This window comes from Providencia sp. UF-224 (genome assembly GCF_058245955.1).
In genome coordinates, this window is the sequence record NZ_JBSICC010000024.1 from 20,917 (window position 1) to 37,891 (window position 16,975).

The 16,975-nt window shown below is 40.7% G+C and carries 15 protein-coding genes; 8 read left to right on the top strand and 7 right to left on the bottom strand.

The genetic code is table 11. The features are described 5' to 3' along the window. Nucleotides 1-104: 104 nt before the first annotated feature. Together AC4IFO_RS17910 and AC4IFO_RS17915 are read left to right on the top strand one after the other, a co-directional pair. Nucleotides 105-1,139 carry a LacI family DNA-binding transcriptional regulator gene (locus tag AC4IFO_RS17910; RefSeq protein WP_490736420.1) on the top strand — a complete coding sequence of 345 codons (1,035 nt, stop codon included), beginning with the start codon at nucleotides 105-107 and terminating at the stop codon, nucleotides 1,137-1,139. A 249-nt stretch (nucleotides 1,140-1,388) separates the two neighbouring features. Continuing rightward, nucleotides 1,389-2,282, top strand: a complete 894-nt coding sequence (locus tag AC4IFO_RS17915; RefSeq protein ID WP_490736422.1) for an endonuclease/exonuclease/phosphatase family protein — start codon at nucleotides 1,389-1,391, stop codon at nucleotides 2,280-2,282. 50 nt (nucleotides 2,283-2,332) lie between these two features. On the opposite strand, the gene AC4IFO_RS17920 is transcribed toward AC4IFO_RS17915, so the two are convergent. Beyond that, a complete protein-coding gene (locus AC4IFO_RS17920; protein ID WP_490736424.1) occupies nucleotides 2,333-2,626 on the bottom strand; it encodes a hypothetical protein in 294 nt (97 codons plus the stop codon). A gap of 1,044 nt (nucleotides 2,627-3,670) precedes the next feature. On the opposite strand from AC4IFO_RS17920, the gene AC4IFO_RS17925 reads away from it, so the two are divergent. Further along, a complete protein-coding gene (locus tag AC4IFO_RS17925; RefSeq protein WP_490736426.1) occupies nucleotides 3,671-4,060 on the top strand; it encodes a hypothetical protein in 390 nt (129 codons plus the stop codon). Between the two features lie 54 nt (nucleotides 4,061-4,114). Here the strand turns inward: AC4IFO_RS17925 and AC4IFO_RS17930 are convergent, their stop codons facing one another. Beyond that, complete coding sequence (locus tag AC4IFO_RS17930; RefSeq protein ID WP_490736428.1) at nucleotides 4,115-5,734, bottom strand: FGGY-family carbohydrate kinase; 1,620 nt, start codon at nucleotides 5,732-5,734, stop codon at nucleotides 4,115-4,117. A gap of 40 nt (nucleotides 5,735-5,774) precedes the next feature. Continuing rightward, the gene (locus AC4IFO_RS17935) at nucleotides 5,775-6,503 is read right to left on the bottom strand and encodes an SDR family oxidoreductase (protein WP_490736430.1); all 729 of its coding nucleotides are present in this window, start codon (nucleotides 6,501-6,503) and stop codon (nucleotides 5,775-5,777) included. A gap of 231 nt (nucleotides 6,504-6,734) precedes the next feature. Between AC4IFO_RS17935 and AC4IFO_RS17940 the strand changes: the two genes are divergently transcribed. Beyond that, nucleotides 6,735-7,763, top strand: coding sequence for a LacI family DNA-binding transcriptional regulator (locus AC4IFO_RS17940; RefSeq protein WP_490736432.1), 1,029 nt, complete (start codon nucleotides 6,735-6,737; stop codon nucleotides 7,761-7,763). 59 nt (nucleotides 7,764-7,822) lie between these two features. Here the strand turns inward: AC4IFO_RS17940 and fetB are convergent, their stop codons facing one another. Together fetB and fetA are read right to left on the bottom strand one after the other, a co-directional pair. Continuing rightward, complete coding sequence (fetB, locus tag AC4IFO_RS17945) at nucleotides 7,823-8,599, bottom strand: iron efflux ABC transporter permease subunit FetB (RefSeq protein WP_490736434.1); 777 nt, start codon at nucleotides 8,597-8,599, stop codon at nucleotides 7,823-7,825. A gap of 12 nt (nucleotides 8,600-8,611) precedes the next feature. Further along, nucleotides 8,612-9,262: an iron efflux ABC transporter ATP-binding subunit FetA gene (gene fetA, locus AC4IFO_RS17950; RefSeq protein ID WP_490736436.1), complete on the bottom strand. Its 651-nt coding sequence runs from the start codon at nucleotides 9,260-9,262 to the stop codon at nucleotides 8,612-8,614. 483 nt (nucleotides 9,263-9,745) lie between these two features. On the opposite strand from fetA, the gene AC4IFO_RS17955 reads away from it, so the two are divergent. Further along, nucleotides 9,746-10,507 carry an SDR family oxidoreductase gene (locus tag AC4IFO_RS17955; RefSeq protein WP_490736438.1) on the top strand — a complete coding sequence of 254 codons (762 nt, stop codon included), beginning with the start codon at nucleotides 9,746-9,748 and terminating at the stop codon, nucleotides 10,505-10,507. 136 nt (nucleotides 10,508-10,643) lie between these two features. Here the strand turns inward: AC4IFO_RS17955 and tkt are convergent, their stop codons facing one another. Then, nucleotides 10,644-12,653 carry a transketolase gene (tkt, locus tag AC4IFO_RS17960; protein WP_490736440.1) on the bottom strand — a complete coding sequence of 670 codons (2,010 nt, stop codon included), beginning with the start codon at nucleotides 12,651-12,653 and terminating at the stop codon, nucleotides 10,644-10,646. Nucleotides 12,654-12,685: 32 nt separating this feature from the next. Continuing rightward, a complete protein-coding gene (gene rpiB / locus AC4IFO_RS17965) occupies nucleotides 12,686-13,138 on the bottom strand; it encodes a ribose 5-phosphate isomerase B (protein WP_206083968.1) in 453 nt (150 codons plus the stop codon). A 322-nt stretch (nucleotides 13,139-13,460) separates the two neighbouring features. Here rpiB and AC4IFO_RS17970 point away from each other — a divergent pair, with 322 nt between their 5' ends. From AC4IFO_RS17970 to AC4IFO_RS17980, 3 genes are all read left to right on the top strand, one after another. Then, nucleotides 13,461-14,573 (top strand): MDR/zinc-dependent alcohol dehydrogenase-like family protein, encoded by a 1,113-nt coding sequence (locus tag AC4IFO_RS17970; protein ID WP_490736442.1) that lies wholly within the window; start codon nucleotides 13,461-13,463, stop codon nucleotides 14,571-14,573. Nucleotides 14,574-14,696: 123 nt separating this feature from the next. Next, nucleotides 14,697-15,962, top strand: coding sequence for an MFS transporter (locus AC4IFO_RS17975; protein WP_273804640.1), 1,266 nt, complete (start codon nucleotides 14,697-14,699; stop codon nucleotides 15,960-15,962). A gap of 11 nt (nucleotides 15,963-15,973) precedes the next feature. Next, nucleotides 15,974-16,975: a dihydroxyacetone kinase subunit DhaK gene (locus AC4IFO_RS17980; protein WP_490736445.1), complete on the top strand. Its 1,002-nt coding sequence runs from the start codon at nucleotides 15,974-15,976 to the stop codon at nucleotides 16,973-16,975.

Genomic DNA, 16,975 nt, shown 5'->3' on the forward strand with positions numbered 1-16,975 from the left:
GCGAACAAAGGCTAAATGAATAGACTTGTAAGCTGATTAACAAATTCAACCTGTGCTAAGTTAATGCTGTTGAATAATAAGTTTAGGCTAAATAAAAGTATTACATGCAAAAAACACGAAAAAGAAAAAATACTGGGCGGGTGACGTTACAGGATGTGGCTAAATACGCAGGCGTTGGCTCAATGACGGTGTCCCGTGCTTTGCGAACGCCAGAATTAGTCTCAGACAACCTGCGTGAAAAGATTAACGCAGCCGTTGAGGAGCTTGGTTATATCCCTAATTCCGCCGCGGGGATTTTAGCATCTGGGCAAAGCCGAATTGTTGCGGTGTTAATTCCTTCTTTGCGTGATAATGCGAGTTCAGTTTTTTTGCAAGCATTACAAGAAGTATTGAACAAAAATAATTATCAAGTGGTTATTGGTAGCCATGATTATCAGCAGAAAAAAGAATCAGAAGTTTTATCGACGTTATTACAAAGTAACCCTGCGGCGCTGATTATATTTGGAGCGGTTAATTCACAAAGCATTTTTAATTATCTTAAAAATTTGGATATTCCAGTTATTAACGTAGCAGGGGAATCCAACCATCCTATTACTTTAAATATTAAAAGTAACATTGGTGAAGCAGTTAATTTTTTAACCCATTTTTTATTGCAAAAAGGATACAAAAAAATAGGTTATATTGGTGCCCAAATGGACAGCAAAATGCAAAGCCAGCAACTGAGTGGTTGGAATAAAGCTATGTTGGCTTATAACCAGAGTGCTGACCAAAGCATTACAACACCGTATGTTGCTACAATGGATTTTGGTCGTCAGGCGATTAGTGAAATGTTAACGCGACAGCCAGAACTTGAAGCCGTTATTTGCAGCCATGAAATGATAGCACTTGGCGTACTTTTTGAGTGTCAACGGCGTTTAATTAAAGTGCCGAAAATGCTTGCGCTCGCTTGTGTAGAAGGTTCATCAAATTGCGATCATATTCAGCCGTCCCTGACCTCTGTTCGTATTGATTACAGTAAAATGGCACGAGAAACCGCTAAAAAGCTACAGAAATGGTTAGCCGAGCCTGATACTGATTTTTCAGAGACTCAAGAAGAGATCATTTTTCCCTACAAGTTTGAAGCCAGACAAAGTGCATAAAATATAGCTCGTTGGTTTAAGTTCACGTTTTAGCGTGTAATTAAATATCTGATGGATAAAAAATCGGGAGGTAAGTCAATGTTTGATGAAAATCAGGATTGTTTTTTTGTCTCTCGAAATAAGATTGTCGGTTGGGTCACTGCATCCTATTTATTCCCTGCTAATGTATAACGAGGGCAGTTAACTGCCTGCATATTATAGTCAGTCCATTACTCAATGAGTTCATTGAGCCATTACTGGGGAGTCACCATGAAATTTCTTAAAACTATCATATCAACGGCTATTTTAGCTTCTTGCAGCGTGAGTGCTGCAACGACAGGTTCTGAAGTTCTAAAAGTACAAGACGGCGGTACACCGAATAAAGTTTATGTCGCCAATAAACCGACCATTAAAGTGGCAACTTACAATATTGGTAAGAATGAATTAGCATCAGATGTAGCGAATTTAGATAACTTAAGTAAGGCAATTGGTAAGATAGATGCTGATGTTATAGTTTTAACTGAGATTGATAATAAAACGGTGCGCAGTAAAAAAGTTCACCAACTTGAAGAAATCGCCAAAGCAAACAAGATGGATTTTGCCTTCGGTAAAGCATTAGATTTTGATGGTGGCGAATATGGCGTCGGAATTTTATCAAAATACAAAATAGAGAAATCCCAAGTTGTTAATTTACCATCAGGTGATGCAGAGCAGCGTGTAGTATTAATTTCACAGATAACTAAGCCTGGTTTTGATGCACCAATTATTGTGATGGGAACGCATCTTGATTGGCAGAAAGATCCAACTATTCGTATTGGCCAAGTACGCCATATTTTAGATGCGAGCATTGGTGATACAGATACAGGCTTTGATAATATCGCAGCATCGATAAAAATATTAGCAGGGGACTTTAATTCTACGGCGAATGAGCAGCCTATTCAGGAAATTCGTTATATGTGGAACCCTGTACAGAAACAAGGAGTCGATTATCGCAGTTGGCCCGCGGTAAACCCAGCGATTGACATTGACCATATTTTTACATTTAAAGGCCAAGTGTGGGATGTGAAGAACATGCAGATCCCAACCGATGGAAAAGAATTCCAATGGTCGAGTGTTAGTGACCATCTTCCAATTATTGCTGAATTAGAATTACAAGAGCAGTAAAATTTGCTTAGGATTTATTCTTATAAAAGACCTCTATTGTGAGGTCTTTTTTATTTCTTGCGCTTTTGTAATAACCTTTGCCTTTCAATATAACGTTCCTCAGCAATAGCCAGATACTGTGCAATAGTCAGGTAGATTTGTTCTTGGGGAACTGAGATGAAGTTACAGCTCATGGAGTCAGTCATTTGGGACATAAAACCAGCCATAAAATCGGGGATATTTGCATATTGATTAGCGACATGCGTGTAGTAAAACTGATAGATATAGGACGCTTGCGAATGGCTAAGTTCCATTTTATTGGTGAGGTTATTTGCTGCAAGCAAGAGTAGTTGGTTATTTGTCATGAGATCCCCTTTTTTTAGGTCACAAATGCTACCTGATTTCTCTATATTATTTTATCAAAATTAGTCGGATAATTTTAAGTATTCGTTGTTGGCTTTAGTGTCTTAAGAATATTCTGTATTTTTATTGATTTAAGATAAGTGGAAGCCAAAGGTAGTTTGTTTTTATGAAATTGCAATAGTGATGGTTAGTTAATTTCAGTTAAATATTCTAATGCTTGTTGTGTTAATATGTTGTTAATACAAATTTTTTTTCATCATTTTAATAATTATGGATACATAAGTGATATGATTTTTCTATTTAAAATCAGTTGATTAGGTTGTTTTTATTTTGAGGTTTTTGCTGTTTTGTTAATGGGGGTTGTAAAATAAAGAGATAAAAATATATCGTTTAGAATTTTTTTCTTATTTTTGGGTTAAACGAAATAAATTTGATTATCCTTATGAATAAAAAGGATTTTTTGGTTTGTTTTTTGATGGTTTAATTTAATGGTATAACGTAAATTGAAATGAATTATATTTATTGATACTCACTTGGTGAGTACGAGTACTCGCAATTAGTGTTTATTCACAATTGGCAACATTATTATGTACATTGTATTATTTAATAATATATTGAATATAAGTAATATTAAACAGTATTAAACTGTTAAGGTGAATTATTGTTTCTGATGCTGTAGGTATGAAACCTTTTTTGTATAAAAAATACAAATTGCAACAGTTAATCTTTAAGGTACTATTTATATCTGAGGATTAATACTGGTATACTTACTCATGTAATAGGTAAAATGAAGTGTAAATACGGAATAAACGGTGCTGGTTAGAGTAAATTGATTTTTACTAAAGGTGACTTTTACGCGAAATTAAAATTAGAAAGGTCGGGCTTTCTAATAAATTATTCTTATATGGATTGGCAAGCCTATTATTAAAATAATTATTACTTTCTTACAATTAACTAAATATATCTACTTACATACCTTTTAAGCAAAGGTATGGTGAACGATTTTGGTCAATTGGTTGTGTCACTGCGTTTATGAGAGCTTAAATATGAACATAATAAAGTTGCTCACAATACTATTATTAACGGGATGCTCTTTTATTTTAGGCGTCACGTTGAACTATTCACCAACTCCAGATTTGGTGAAGATGGCGAAAACGAGTGTGGAGGATTACTTATCCTACCCAGAGTCAGCTTCTTTTAGGAATGTGCAATATAATTTTATTCGACAAACCGCAGATAAAGGGGATTTAGGTTATATCTGTGGTGAAGTGTTTCGAGTTAAAAATGCAAAACTTGAAGGTTATAAGAAATTCATTGTGAAAGCTTATAATGATAAAGATGGGCGCGTCACAATGTCCATACCACTTGTAGAAGGGGATTATGATTTATTACCAATGGAAATGATGGATTCTCTATGGAATAAGTATTGTTTCTAATTTGATTGCGAGTGATAAAGAAAGCCATTTTGGCTTTCTTTATCTGAAGATATTTTAACCCTTGAGTTCTCTTGCGCACTGCTGAAGCTTTATAAAAGAAGCAAAACGCGTATCGTGGCGCGTCTGGTAACTTTCATTTGCGTAGTAAGTTAAATCAATTTCACTGAATTGATCCATGGCTTGAGCCACATCGTCACAGACTTTACCTGCAACAGCACCTAAAATGGCTGAACCGAGTAAAACAGGTTCGCTAGCTTGTGTTGAAATAACAGGTACACCGCATGCATCCGCTAATAATTGACGAATTAATGGGTGTTGTCCTGCTCCACCACTCACAACAATGTTCTCAATTGCTGCACCTGATTTTGCTTGTGCTTCAATGATTTGTCTTAAACCATAGCCAATACCACATACACCAGCAACATAGAATGACAGTAAATTCTCTAAGCTGTTGTCCATGGTGAGTCCCGCAATAACTGCTCTTGCATGTGGGTCAGCAAATGGTGCGCGGTTACCTAAAAATTCAGGAACTACATGAATTTTCTCAGCAAGTTCAACAGATTGAGATGCCGATGTTGTCTTTTCTAACACGAGGTCAGCTAAGTAGACAGGAAGTGGTTTTCCTTGCTCTTTTGCAGTAATTTGTGCGCCTACGCAAGCAGGGTGGAGGGATAGTAGCTGATCAATCGCTGCACCAGCGGCGCTTTGGCCACCTTCGTTCAACCACATGCCAGGAACCATAGCGCTATAATATGGCCCCCAAACACCAGGGATGAAAACAGGCTCTTTGGTCGTTGTCATGGTACAAGATGATGTGCCAAAGACATATGCCATGTTGGCAATCGCATCACCATTGACACCCACTGTACCAATACCGCCAGCATGGGCATCAATCATACCTGCTGCAACAGGGGTACCTGCTAATAAGCCCATTTGCTGTGCTGCATCGTCTGTTAAGCCAGAACCACAAGGGGTTCCTGGTTCAACAATCAATTGTCCTATACGGGCAAATTTCTCATCAGCTAGCTCAGATAAACCAATCTGATGGAAGTAGTCTGCATCCCAGCGTTTTTCATGGGCGAGATAAGTCCATTTGCAGGTTACTGTGCAAGTTGAACGAGCTAATGAGTCAGTTGATTTCCACGTCAAGAAATCCGCTAAATCAAAAAATTGCCATGCTTTTTCATAGGTTTGAGGTAAATTTTCTTTCAACCATAAAATCTTTGGTGTTTCCATTTCAGGTGAAATTTTACCGCCGACATAATTTAAAACAGGGTGTTTTAGCTGGTTAATACGTTCAGCTTGTTCAGTTGCACGGTGATCCATCCACACAATAATATTACGGTTTGGATCTTGAGTGGGACTAACAGAAACGGGTTGTTTATCGTGCCCGATAACAACGAGTGAACAGGTTGCATCGAAACCAATACCTGCAACTTGCTGGGGGGAAACTTGTGAAGAAGCGACCGCTTGCTTGACACAATAACAAACAGCTTCCCAAATCTGGTTACTTGACTGCTCAGCGAAGTGAGCGCTATCTCGGTAAAGTGTAATATCTTGTTTGGCTGAGGATAGCATTTTGCCAGACATATCAAATACACCGGCTCGGGCGCTACCTGTTCCAACATCAATACCGATAACCACTTTATCATTTTGAGGGGTTGAGTGATGCATTTTACCTCCAAAAATTAGCTGTTAAAAATAGGATAAAGCGTTATAGGTCGACACTGTTTGGCACAATGACAAGGTCACGAACCGTAACATGTTTTGGGCGAGTTAACATAAAGAGTACCGCTTCGGCAACTTCAATGGGCTGCATTAAGCTGCCATTTGCAAGAGCTTCTTCCATTTTTTCTTTTGGCCAATCATCCAATAATGCGGTGACGACAGGACCTGGTAAGACGGCACCAACACGGACACCATGCTCGGAAACTTGGCGGCGAGTTGAATGAACAAAGGCTTGAACCGCAAATTTAGATGCGGTGTATATTGGCTCCCAAATAACAGGAACAACACCCGCAATTGAGCTGGTGAATAAGACATCACCTGATTTTTGGGCAATAAAGTGAGGCAAAACGGCACGAACACTACGGAAAGCCGCGTTGATATTGAGATTTAACACCTTATCCCAAACATCAGGATCACCCTCTGCAACAGGACCGCCAATATAAGCCCCTGCATTTGCATGGAAAATATCTAAACGGCCTGCTTTGGCAAGGATTGCATCTAACATGCCGTCAACTTGTTTGGTGTTCATTAAATCAATGACTAGAGGGATTGCATTTTCGCCTAACTCGGCGACAAGTTGATTTAATCTATCTTCAGCACGGTCAATCAGAACGACTTTGACACCTGCTTTGATCAGTGTACGTGCACATTCGAGACCAATACCAGATGCTGCACCTGTAATTGCGGCAACTTTATTTTCAATGGAAATAGCCATAATGATTTACTCCAATCGGATTTTAGCAGAGGAAAATTAAAGAATAATGAAATCAATGAGATGACAATGAGTCACAGGAATGGTTAAGGTGGCTGCATAGAATGGATTGATATGAATTTTTTTATTATATCAACTCACGTTTCATCAATTTCAATATTGCTCAATCGATGTAGCAGTATTGCGACTTTTCCGCTTTGGTGTCAAGCTAGGAAAAAATGGAGATATAAATCTGTGACAAAGATCAGACAAAATAAGAAAACAACGATCTACGACCTTGCAGAACTGGCTGGTGTCTCAGCAAGTGCTGTGAGCGCGATACTCAATGGGAATTGGCAAAAAAGACGCATTAGTGCGAAGTTAGCTGAAAAAGTAATGCGTATTGCGCAAGAACAAAACTACTCAGTGAACAAGCAAGCTAGCTTATTGCGTAGTAATAAATCAAAAATTATTGGCATGTTGGTTCCAAAGTACGATAACCGCTACTTCGGCTCGATAGTGGAGCATTTTGAGGAAATGGCCCGTGAAAGAGGGCTGTTTCCAATTATTACCTGTACGCGGCGCGACCCTAAATTAGAAATAGAAGCCGCCCGTGCAATGTTATCGTACCAAGTGGATTGGCTGATTTCGACAGGGGCAACGAATCCTGACAAAATAACACAAACTTGCCAAGCATCTGGTGTACCGACACTAAATTTAGATTTGCCTGGCACTCTAGCGCCATCCGTCATTTCGGATAATTACCTTGGAGCGAAAAAACTTACACAGCGTATGTTAAGTAAAATAGACCGTGCTTCAGCATTAAATGAAGCGCTAATTTTCATTGGTGGGCGTGAGCATGATCATAATACCCACGAACGTATACGTGGCTTTATTGATGCACATAACGAAATGGGGATTACTGTTCCAAATGAAAATATTTTAGCGTGTGGGTATGCCCCTGAAAAAGCAGAAAAAGCGCTATCTAGTTTCGTTAAAAAGCACAATGAAAATTTGCAAAAGATTGCCCAAGGTGGCCTATTTATTAATTCAACGATTTCATTAGAAGGGGTGATGCGTTGGTTAGGGGAGCAAGGTTGTACAGGTCAAAACCAACCTAATTTAGGGTGTTTTGACTGGGATCCTTTTGTGGCGCTGTTAGGTAATGATATTGAAATGGTGAAGCAAGATGTGCCTACGATGCTCAATCATATTTTCAAACTGATAGATGAAGGAAATAGTCAGGCACAGTTGATTGAAGTATTGCCTGTAGGTATCGGATGATATGCCGAATATGAGGAAGAGTCGCCCGTCGTAAAACAGGCGACATTGAAGCATATAGGTTATTTATTTAAGGTATTAACCAATAGCTGGTGGCGTTGGTTATAAAATTTAATATAAGTCATATAGCCCGCTAATATTGTCGAAAGGCTGGCAGTGGCTAATAGCATAAAAGTTACCATAATTTGATATTTTACGGCCTGCAATGGGTCGACCCCCGCAAAGATTAACCCTGACATCATTCCCGGTAAGCTAACAATACCGACTGTTTTTGCTGAATCAACGGTGGGAATCAATGAGGCGCGAATACTTTCACGAATGATTGCGGCTGAGGCAACTTTTGGGGTTGCTCCGAGGCTTAACATTTCTTGAATTTGCTGCTGCTGGCTGGCAAATCGTTGCCCCAGATTATTAAAGCATAACCCGACGGCTATCATTGCATTTCCCGCAATCATTCCTGTAATCGGTATCACTTGCATCGGGGTAAACGCAATGGCTTTGGTGAGAATTAAGACCAGTAGCGTGAGAAAAGTGCCTGACGTAATCGCCACAAAGGCAGTGAGATAGATTTTATCTAAATATTTACTTCGTTTCTTTGCATTCCACGCAGCATTAACGCAAATAAACAGTACCAACGCTACAGTGAGAAGCTCATGATCAACATTAAAAATATATTTTAAAATGTAGCCAGCAATTAATAATTGAACAATGGCGCGGCAAGTACTCCAAATAATGTCTTTTTCCAAAGATAGCTTTTCTTTATGGCTAATAAAAATCGCCACTAAGACTAACATGATAGAAAAGGTAAGAGACTCATTGGAAATGGTAGGTTGATGCACGATGGTATCCTATTATTTAGCCAGATGAACGGGAAGGGTGATGACTTCATTTGCATGGGCAATTTCATCTTGGTCGTGAGTCACCCATAAAACCCCAATACCTTTTTCTATAGCTAATTTATGAATTAACTCATTCACTTTGACTTTATTTTCTTCATCTAGTGCGCTAGTTATCTCATCTAACAATAAAATTTCGGGCAGGAATTGTAAATTTCGAATTAATGAAATGCGCTGTTTTTCGCCCCCCGAAAGCTCGTTAATTCCTTTCTCAAGAATGGTTTCTGGTAATGAAAGATAATGCAAGTCACTGATAATTTTTGTTTTATCAAAAGACTGCTTTCTGATTTGGTAAGGGAACGCTAAGTTGTCGTAAACTGTTGCCCCGAATAATGCGGGGGTTTGAGTACAATATGATACTTGCTGGCGGTAGATTTCAGGGGAGAGAGTATTAATGTCTTGGCCGTTAAAAATAATACTCCCTTGGGTTGGGGAAATCAGTGATGCCACAATTTTTAATAAAGTACTTTTCCCGCAACCAGATGGTCCTGTGATTAATTTAAATTCGCTGGCACCTAGGTTAATCTGCACATTATCAAGAATCGTTTTTCCATCAATTGAATAGCCAATATCCTGTAGTTGCAGCAGTGAAGGTTTTTTTTCCATTTTTCCATGACCTATGTAATCAACTCACGTTATTAACGCGAATGAGAGCTATTTCTCTATTTTATCTGATATCAGCCTATTGGTTTTGTTTGATATCAATTTAGATATAACTAAGAGTATGCGCCAGTTATTGTTAAATTTACACTGTATTATGTAAAGGCGGATTATCTAAGGCTAGTTGAAATACGATTATTATGAGTATTTGGCGTTATTTTAAACAATGCAAATGATTGGATGATTTCAAAATAGATAACAAATAATCAAGTTGAATTTTATTTTGAACAGATGTTTCTTTAGTCTTTATTATTATTTAAATAATGGGATGTGGCGCTTTATTTTAAATGATGAATGTGGCTATTATATTTAAATAATATTATCTTAATTAAATAACGATACACTTATAGGTTATTAGGATTTCGAAAGAACTCCAATATCTATACTCCCCTAATCTCAAATATCACCTCATGGCGTTAAGGAATGAAAATGACAAAGTTTAATGGTTTTAATACCCAATTCTCTCTTGATGGCAAAGTTGCATTAATCACGGGGGGCGCTGCGGGTATTGGTTTAGCTATTGCCCAACTTTATGTGGAAAAAGGCGCCAAAGTTGCTTTGGTTGATAAGTCTGAAAATGTCATTGATGTTGCCAATAAAATGAAAAATGCCATTGGTATTCAATGTGATATAACAAAAATAGACTCTGTATCACAGATGGTTGAGCAAGTAGTAAATCATTACGGAGCATTGGATATTGCAGTTAATAGTGCAGGGATTGTCGCATTGGCTCCTGCTGAAGATTTAAGTGAGCAGGACTGGGATTTGACCATGAACGTTAATCTCAAAGGCACTTTTCTTGTATGCCAAGCAGCTGGTAATGTCATGATTAAAAAAGGAAAAGGTAAAATAATTAATATGGCATCACAGGCTGGTGTTATCGCCTTAGATCAACATGCGGCCTACTGTGCGAGTAAAGCTGCCATTATTGGTTTAACCCAAGTTTTGGCATTAGAATGGAGCCCTAAGGGTATTCAAACCAATGCAATATCACCGACTATCGTTCTCACTGAGCTGGGTAAAAAAGCGTGGGAAGGGTCAAAAGGTGATGAAATGAAAGAAAAAATTCCAGCAAGGCGTTTTGCAGAACCGTCAGAAATTGCCGCCTGCGCTCTGTTTTTAGCTAGTGATGCTTCTGATATGATCACGGGGCATAATTTAGTGATCGATGGTGGATATAGCATTCAGTAATAAAATACAATAAGCGAATAAAATAGATTATTCGCTTATTTATAATGAGAAAAATAAGCCAAATAATAAAATTATTATTTGGCTTGTAATATAAATTACAAAGTAGGATAACAGATTTAAATAACTTTGCTGTTGGTTACGCTTTGGGTTGTAATAATGATAAGGATTGCTGAATAAGCTTCTCTACTGTAAAGCCAAAATAATCAAATAATTGTTCAGCGGGAGCTGACTCACCAAAACTATTCATTCCCATAACCGATCCATCAAGACCTACATATTTTCTCCAGTAATCACTGATACTGGCTTCGATAGCAATACGGTTGCGGATATGATTGGGTAACACACGTTGCTGGTAGTCTATGGATTGTTTGTCAAAGGTATCTGTTGATGGCATAGAAATCACGTTCACTTTAAAGCCTTGATCAGTGAGATATTGCCACGCTTCAACGGCTAAAGTGACTTCAGATCCCGTTGCTATCAGCAATAACTCGGGGTTTTGACTGTTGCTACGTAATATATAACCACCCCGTTGGATATTGGCTAACTGTTCAGGGGTACGGGAATGTTGTTGCAAATTTTGTCGTGAAAGGACCAATGCCGTTGGTGTCTGTTGGTTGGTGATGGCTTGTTGCCAAGCAACCGCCGTTTCCACTTGGCAACAAGGGCGCCAGACAGATAAATTTGGCGTAGACCGCAAAGATGCCAGTTGTTCCACGGGTTGATGTGTTGGTCCATCTTCCCCTAACCCAATAGAGTCATGAGTATAAACAAGCACTTGCGGTAATTTCATTAGCGCTGCCATGCGCACTGCATTTTGTGCATATTCGTAGAACATCAAAAAAGTCGCAGTATAAGGGCGAAAACCCCCGTGCAATGCCATACCGTTGGCAATAGCGGTCATGCCAAACTCCCTGACACCATAATGAATATAGTTACCCGCAGGTTGTTTATTGATAGGAACTGAGCCAGACCAATAAGTCAGGTTGCTAGGGGCTAAATCTGCGGAGCCGCCAATGAGTGCAGGGAGAATAGGGCCAATGACATTGAGGGTATTTTGCGAGGCTTTACGAGTAGCAATTGTTTCTGGGTTATCATTCAAATTCTGAATGTAGTTCGCCATCACCGTAGAAAATGTGCTGGGTGTTTGGTTAGTTAACCGTTCGGTGAGCTGTTCAGCAAGTTCTGGATACCTTTTGGCGTATTCTCTAATGGCCTGCTCCCATTGCAATTGTTGCTCTGCGCCATGGGCTTTGGCATTCCATGACTGGTAAATGTCTTCGGGGATCTCAAAGGGGGGGTATTCCCATCCTAACTGTTTACGTGTTAGGGCTATTTCTTCCATGCCCAGTGGTGCACCGTGTGAGTTTGCTGTTCCTGCTTTATTTGGCGAGCCATAACCAATGGTAGTGCGGCAAATAATCAGAGTCGGTTTGTCTGTTTGCTGCCGTGCCTGCTCAATCGCCGCTTTGATAGCAGGTCTTGAATGGCCATCAATACGACGAATAACATGCCAGCCGTAAGCTTCGAAACGCTCGGCGGTGTTATCTGTAAACCAACCTTTAGTGTCACCATCAATGGATATTTGGTTATCATCATAAAAAGCGATGAGTTTGTTCAGCTTCAATGTACCCGCGAGGGAGCAAGCTTCGTGGGAGATCCCCTCCATTAAGCAACCATCACCAAGAAAAACATAAGTAAAGTGGTCAACAACGGAAAAACCAGATCGGTTGAATGTCGCGCCAAGGGTTTTTTCTGCAATTGCCATACCGACTGCGTTGGCAATGCCTTGCCCGAGCGGCCCAGTTGTGGTTTCAACACCGGGGGTATAACCTAGCTCAGGGTGCCCGGGTGTTTTTGAATGTAATTGCCTAAATTGTTTTAAATCGTCAATGGAAACATTGTAACCCGTTAAGTGTAATAAGCTATATAGCAGCATAGAGGCGTGACCATTTGACAGGACAAAGCGGTCACGGTTCGGCCAAGTCGGGTCGGTAGGGTTATGCTGTAAGTAGTCTCGCCATAGTACTTCGGCGATATCAGCCATGCCCATTGGTGCGCCCGGGTGGCCGGAATTGGCTTTTTGCACCGCATCAATAGAAAGAAAACGGATGGCGTTCGCTAACGGGTTTTGTGCCTGTGTGTACATAAAAACACTCCTAGAAAACTGTCTGCGTGAAACTAACGTTCCCCATTTTCATATTCACTAATGCGAGCGACTTTTGGCGCTGAACGCCCACCTTCATAATGCGAAGCCAACCAAGTATCGACGATAGTTTTTGCAAGCTCAGGGCCAATAACCCGGGCACCAAAGGTAATAATTTGTGCATCGTTACTTTTTTGTGCGCGTTCTGCTGAGTAGGTATCGTGGCAAAGTGCGGCTCGAATCCCCGTGACTTTATTGGCAACAATAGACATCCCAATCCCTGTTCCGCAAATTAATATCCCTCGTTGATGTTTTCCTTGGGCAATAGCCGTTGCGACAGCATGGGCAACATCTGGGTACATTTCATCCTTAACCCCTGTATTTAAACAATAATCGGTGACTTGAATATTCAGCGCTGCGAGGTGTTGTTTGATCAAATCTTTCATTTCAAATGCGGCGTCGTCTGCACCAATGGCGATAGATAGCATGATTGAGATCCTTATTGTTGAACAAAAGTTCATTGATTATTCAAATGTACTAATTAGAAAATAGGATCTTATGAACAAATAATCAATAGGTGAACATATGTTTTTAATTTGAATAAGCTGTATTTTGTGATCTATGGCCTTAAAATCACTTTTTTTTGCTAAGAAAGCGCAAATCCATCATTTTATGTCGATTTTATAGGAATATTTGCTCTGAATCACACTTTGAGAATCTGGTGATGTGCATCAATGATTAAAAGAAGGTATGGTTAATTTGTATCTTCATTGAACTTATGTTCATTTAACAAACGCCGAGGGTAAGACTATGTGTGAACACTGTGATCAAAAAGCCACGATGAGCGAAGGCATTCCAGAAAAAATGAAAGCGGTAGTGGCTTATGCACCGAAAGATTACCGTTTAGAAACTGTCGATGTTCCAAAAATTGGTGAAGAAGAAATTTTAGTTCGTGTTGAAGCTTGCGGGATTTGCGCAGGTGATGTGAAAGCGTTTGAAGGCGCGCCAAGCTTTTGGGGGGATGCTGAGCAACCTGCCTATATTAAAGCGCCAATGATCCCAGGACACGAATTTATCGGGCACGTTGTAGGGTTTGGCTCAAAAGTGGAAGGTTTCACATTAGGTGACCGCGTGATCTCCGAGCAAATTGTCCCTTGTTGGGAATGCCGCTTCTGTAAACGCGGAGAATATTGGATGTGTGAAAAACACGACCTGTATGGTTTCCAAAATAACGTCAATGGCGGTATGGCTCAGTACATGAAATTTACGAAAGAAGCCATCAACTACCATGTGCCTGTGGATATGCCGATTGAAGACGCAATTTTAATTGAACCGTATGCCTGCTCACTGCATGCCGTGCAACGTGCGAATGTGAAGCTGGGCGATGTGGTTGTGCTTTCGGGCGCAGGCACGCTTGGTTTAGGCATGATTGGCGCAATCAAAAAATCCGGTGCAGGCAAATTAGTGGTGCTGGATTTATTCGATAAACGCTTAGAACTCGCTAAAGAATTCGGCGCAGATATGGTCCTGAATCCAAAACGTGATGATGTGGACAAAATCATCAAAGGGATGACGGAAGGGTATGGTTGCGATATTTACATTGAAGCGACCGGCGCACCGAAATCAGTAGAACAAGGGTTAAAAATGATCCGTAAACTCGGTACTTTCGTTGAGTTCTCTGTCTTTAAAGACCCTGTAACTGTCGATTGGAGCATTATCAGCGACCGTAAAGAGCTGGATTTATTAGGTTCTCACTTAGGTCCATATTGCTACCCATTGGTTATCGAGGGTATCGGCAATGGTGATTTCCCAACCAAAGGTGTGGTAACGGATATTTTACCGTTAGATAAATTTGCAGAAGGTTTTTCCATGATGGCGAAGGGCGACCCGCATATCAAGGTGGTCTTAGACCCGAACCTGTAATGCTGTAGTGGGTTCACAAGCAAATAAAACAATAATGAGAAAAATTGGACCTGAATAAATGTCACCCTACCAAGGCTTGTTATTCAGGTCCTAACCCAGCGAACAAGCACTGAGGTTAACGATATGATAATCAATAAACTGTCTAAAGTAACGGGATTTTCGCCAAAGTTGCTCCTTGGCTATTTTGGTGTCCTTATCTTCATGATGGGGGAAGGTCTCGAGCAAGGGTGGCTTTCACCTTTTATTATTAGCCGCGGAATGAGCATTGAACAATCTTCATTACTGTTCAGCGTATATGGCTTTTTTGCTGCGGTTGCGGCGTGGTTGTCTGGCGTTTTAGCGGAAATTTATACCGCTCGCCGAGTGATGATTTTCGGGTTTGTGATGTTTGTGATTGGCTCCGTCATTTTCTTATCCATTGGCCTGCCAAGTAACAGCTTATCCATCATGATCCCTACCTATGCATTACGTGGATTTGGCTATCCGATGTTTGCCTACGGTTTCTTAGTTTGGGTAGCGTATGAAGCGCCCATTAAAAAATTGGGTTCCGCCGTGGGGATCTTCTGGTTCGTCTACAGTGGCGGGCTAGGTGTGTTGGGGGTGATGTACTCAAGTTATGCCTTACCAATTTTAGGTGAGATGGCAACGCTATGGAGTGGGCTGATTTTTGTCACCATCGGGGCGTTTATTGCGATTGCCCTTAACCGAAACCATGAGGGCGGCGAACAACCAAAACAAAAAGTATCGCTTAACTATGTGTTTAAAGGGATCACCATTGCATTTGAAAACCCAAAAATTGGTTTAGGGGGAATAGTTAGAACCATAAACACATCAGCGGCTTACGGTTTTGTGATCTTCATGCCAATGTTTCTCGGTGACTTTGGCTTTTCCCGCACAGAATGGTTACATATCTATGCCGCACTTTGGACCGTGAATATTGCCTTTAACTTGATTTTTGGTGTGGTGAGTGACCGAATTGGTTGGCGCAATATTGTGATTTGGTTCGGGTGTGTCGGTTGTATGCTTTGTACCCTAATGTTCTATTACGTGCCGTATTACTTCGGCCATAACTATACCCTGATGATGATAGCGGCGGGGTTATTTGGCGCGTGCCTTGCAGGTTACGTACCGCTCTCTGCCATCATGCCATCACTTGCACCTGAAAATAAAGGCGCTGCGATGTCCGTACTGAATTTAGGTGCGGGGCTCAGTACTTTCGTTGGCCCTGCATTGGTCGGGATCTTTATCAGCAGTGTCGGTGCGTTTGGTGTGATTTGGATTTTCTCAGGGCTTTATTTGTTCAGTGCGATATTGATGAGGTTTATCACGGTACCGCAAGAACTTCTTGATCAGTCAGCAAAAATGCAGCTAACACCAGAAAATAAGTAAAAGAGGGAATTATGAACAGAATCATTAATGAACCTGACCTAGTTGTTGAAGACGCAATCCAAGGCTATTTAAAAGCGCACCCAGAATATTTTGCGCAAACCGATAATGCCCGCGTTTTGAAATACCCAAAAGCGCCAATCCAAGGAAAGGTAGGGATTGTCACAGGGGGAGGGTCAGGTCATGAGCCCGCATTTTTAGGTTATGTGGGTGAAAACATGTTAGATGCGGTGGCGATTGGTGAAATTTTCTCTTCACCTACCGCAGGGGCTTTTTTAGATGCGTTCAAAGCCGCAGACAGCGGTGCAGGTGTTGCTTGTTTGTACGGCAACTATGCAGGCGATAACATGAACGTGAAAATAGCGATGAAAAAAGCCGAAAAAGCGGGCATGAAGATTAAAACTGTCGTGGCAACTGACGATGTCGCCTCTGCGCCAGCGAGCGAGAAAGAAAAACGCCGCGGTGTTGCGGGTGAAATTTTAATGTGGAAAGTTGGCTCGGCAGCCGCCAGTAAGGGCTACGACCTAGATGGTGTGATTAATGCGGCACAAAAAGCCATTAATAATTGCCACTCTATCGGTGTTGGTTTGACGTCTTGTACCATTCCTGCGGTGGGTCACCCAAATTTCCACATTGAAGATGGCATGATGGAACTTGGCATCGGTCACCATGGCGAGCCGGGCATTGAAATTATGCCAATCCAATCTGCGGCGCAAATGGCACAAACGATGTTAGCGCCAATTTTAACCGATATGCAGGCAAAACAAGGGGATGAAGTTGTCGTGCTGGTTTCTGGTTTGGGTGCGACCCCAGTGATGGAGCTGTATATCTATTATGCTGAAGTTGAAAAATTATTGAGCGAAAAAGGTGTTCGCATCGTGCGTAACTATGTGGGCAATTATTTTACCTCACTCGAAATGATGGGTGTCACGCTGACACTAATGAAAGTAGATGAAGAATTAAAGACATTGATGGATGTCCCTGCGTATTCATTAGGTTTAACACAGGTTAAGTAA

What these genes read in the sequence shown, in the direction of transcription:
- AC4IFO_RS17910 (WP_490736420.1), top strand. Translation starts at nt 105, where the DNA reads ATGCAAAAAACACGAAAAAGAAAAAATACTGGGCGGGTGACGTTACAG.
- AC4IFO_RS17970 (WP_490736442.1), top strand. Translation starts at nt 13,461, where the DNA reads ATGTGTGAACACTGTGATCAAAAAGCCACGATGAGCGAAGGCATTCCA.
- rpiB (WP_206083968.1), bottom strand. Translation starts at nt 13,138, where the DNA reads ATGCTATCTATCGCCATTGGTGCAGACGACGCCGCATTTGAAATGAAA.
- AC4IFO_RS17920 (WP_490736424.1), bottom strand. Translation starts at nt 2,626, where the DNA reads ATGACAAATAACCAACTACTCTTGCTTGCAGCAAATAACCTCACCAAT.
- AC4IFO_RS17955 (WP_490736438.1), top strand. Translation starts at nt 9,746, where the DNA reads ATGACAAAGTTTAATGGTTTTAATACCCAATTCTCTCTTGATGGCAAA.
- AC4IFO_RS17915 (WP_490736422.1), top strand. Translation starts at nt 1,389, where the DNA reads ATGAAATTTCTTAAAACTATCATATCAACGGCTATTTTAGCTTCTTGC.
- AC4IFO_RS17975 (WP_273804640.1), top strand. Translation starts at nt 14,697, where the DNA reads ATGATAATCAATAAACTGTCTAAAGTAACGGGATTTTCGCCAAAGTTG.
- AC4IFO_RS17930 (WP_490736428.1), bottom strand. Translation starts at nt 5,734, where the DNA reads ATGCATCACTCAACCCCTCAAAATGATAAAGTGGTTATCGGTATTGAT.
- AC4IFO_RS17925 (WP_490736426.1), top strand. Translation starts at nt 3,671, where the DNA reads ATGAACATAATAAAGTTGCTCACAATACTATTATTAACGGGATGCTCT.
- AC4IFO_RS17980 (WP_490736445.1), top strand. Translation starts at nt 15,974, where the DNA reads ATGAACAGAATCATTAATGAACCTGACCTAGTTGTTGAAGACGCAATC.
- AC4IFO_RS17935 (WP_490736430.1), bottom strand. Translation starts at nt 6,503, where the DNA reads ATGGCTATTTCCATTGAAAATAAAGTTGCCGCAATTACAGGTGCAGCA.
- tkt (WP_490736440.1), bottom strand. Translation starts at nt 12,653, where the DNA reads ATGTACACACAGGCACAAAACCCGTTAGCGAACGCCATCCGTTTTCTT.
- fetA (WP_490736436.1), bottom strand. Translation starts at nt 9,262, where the DNA reads ATGGAAAAAAAACCTTCACTGCTGCAACTACAGGATATTGGCTATTCA.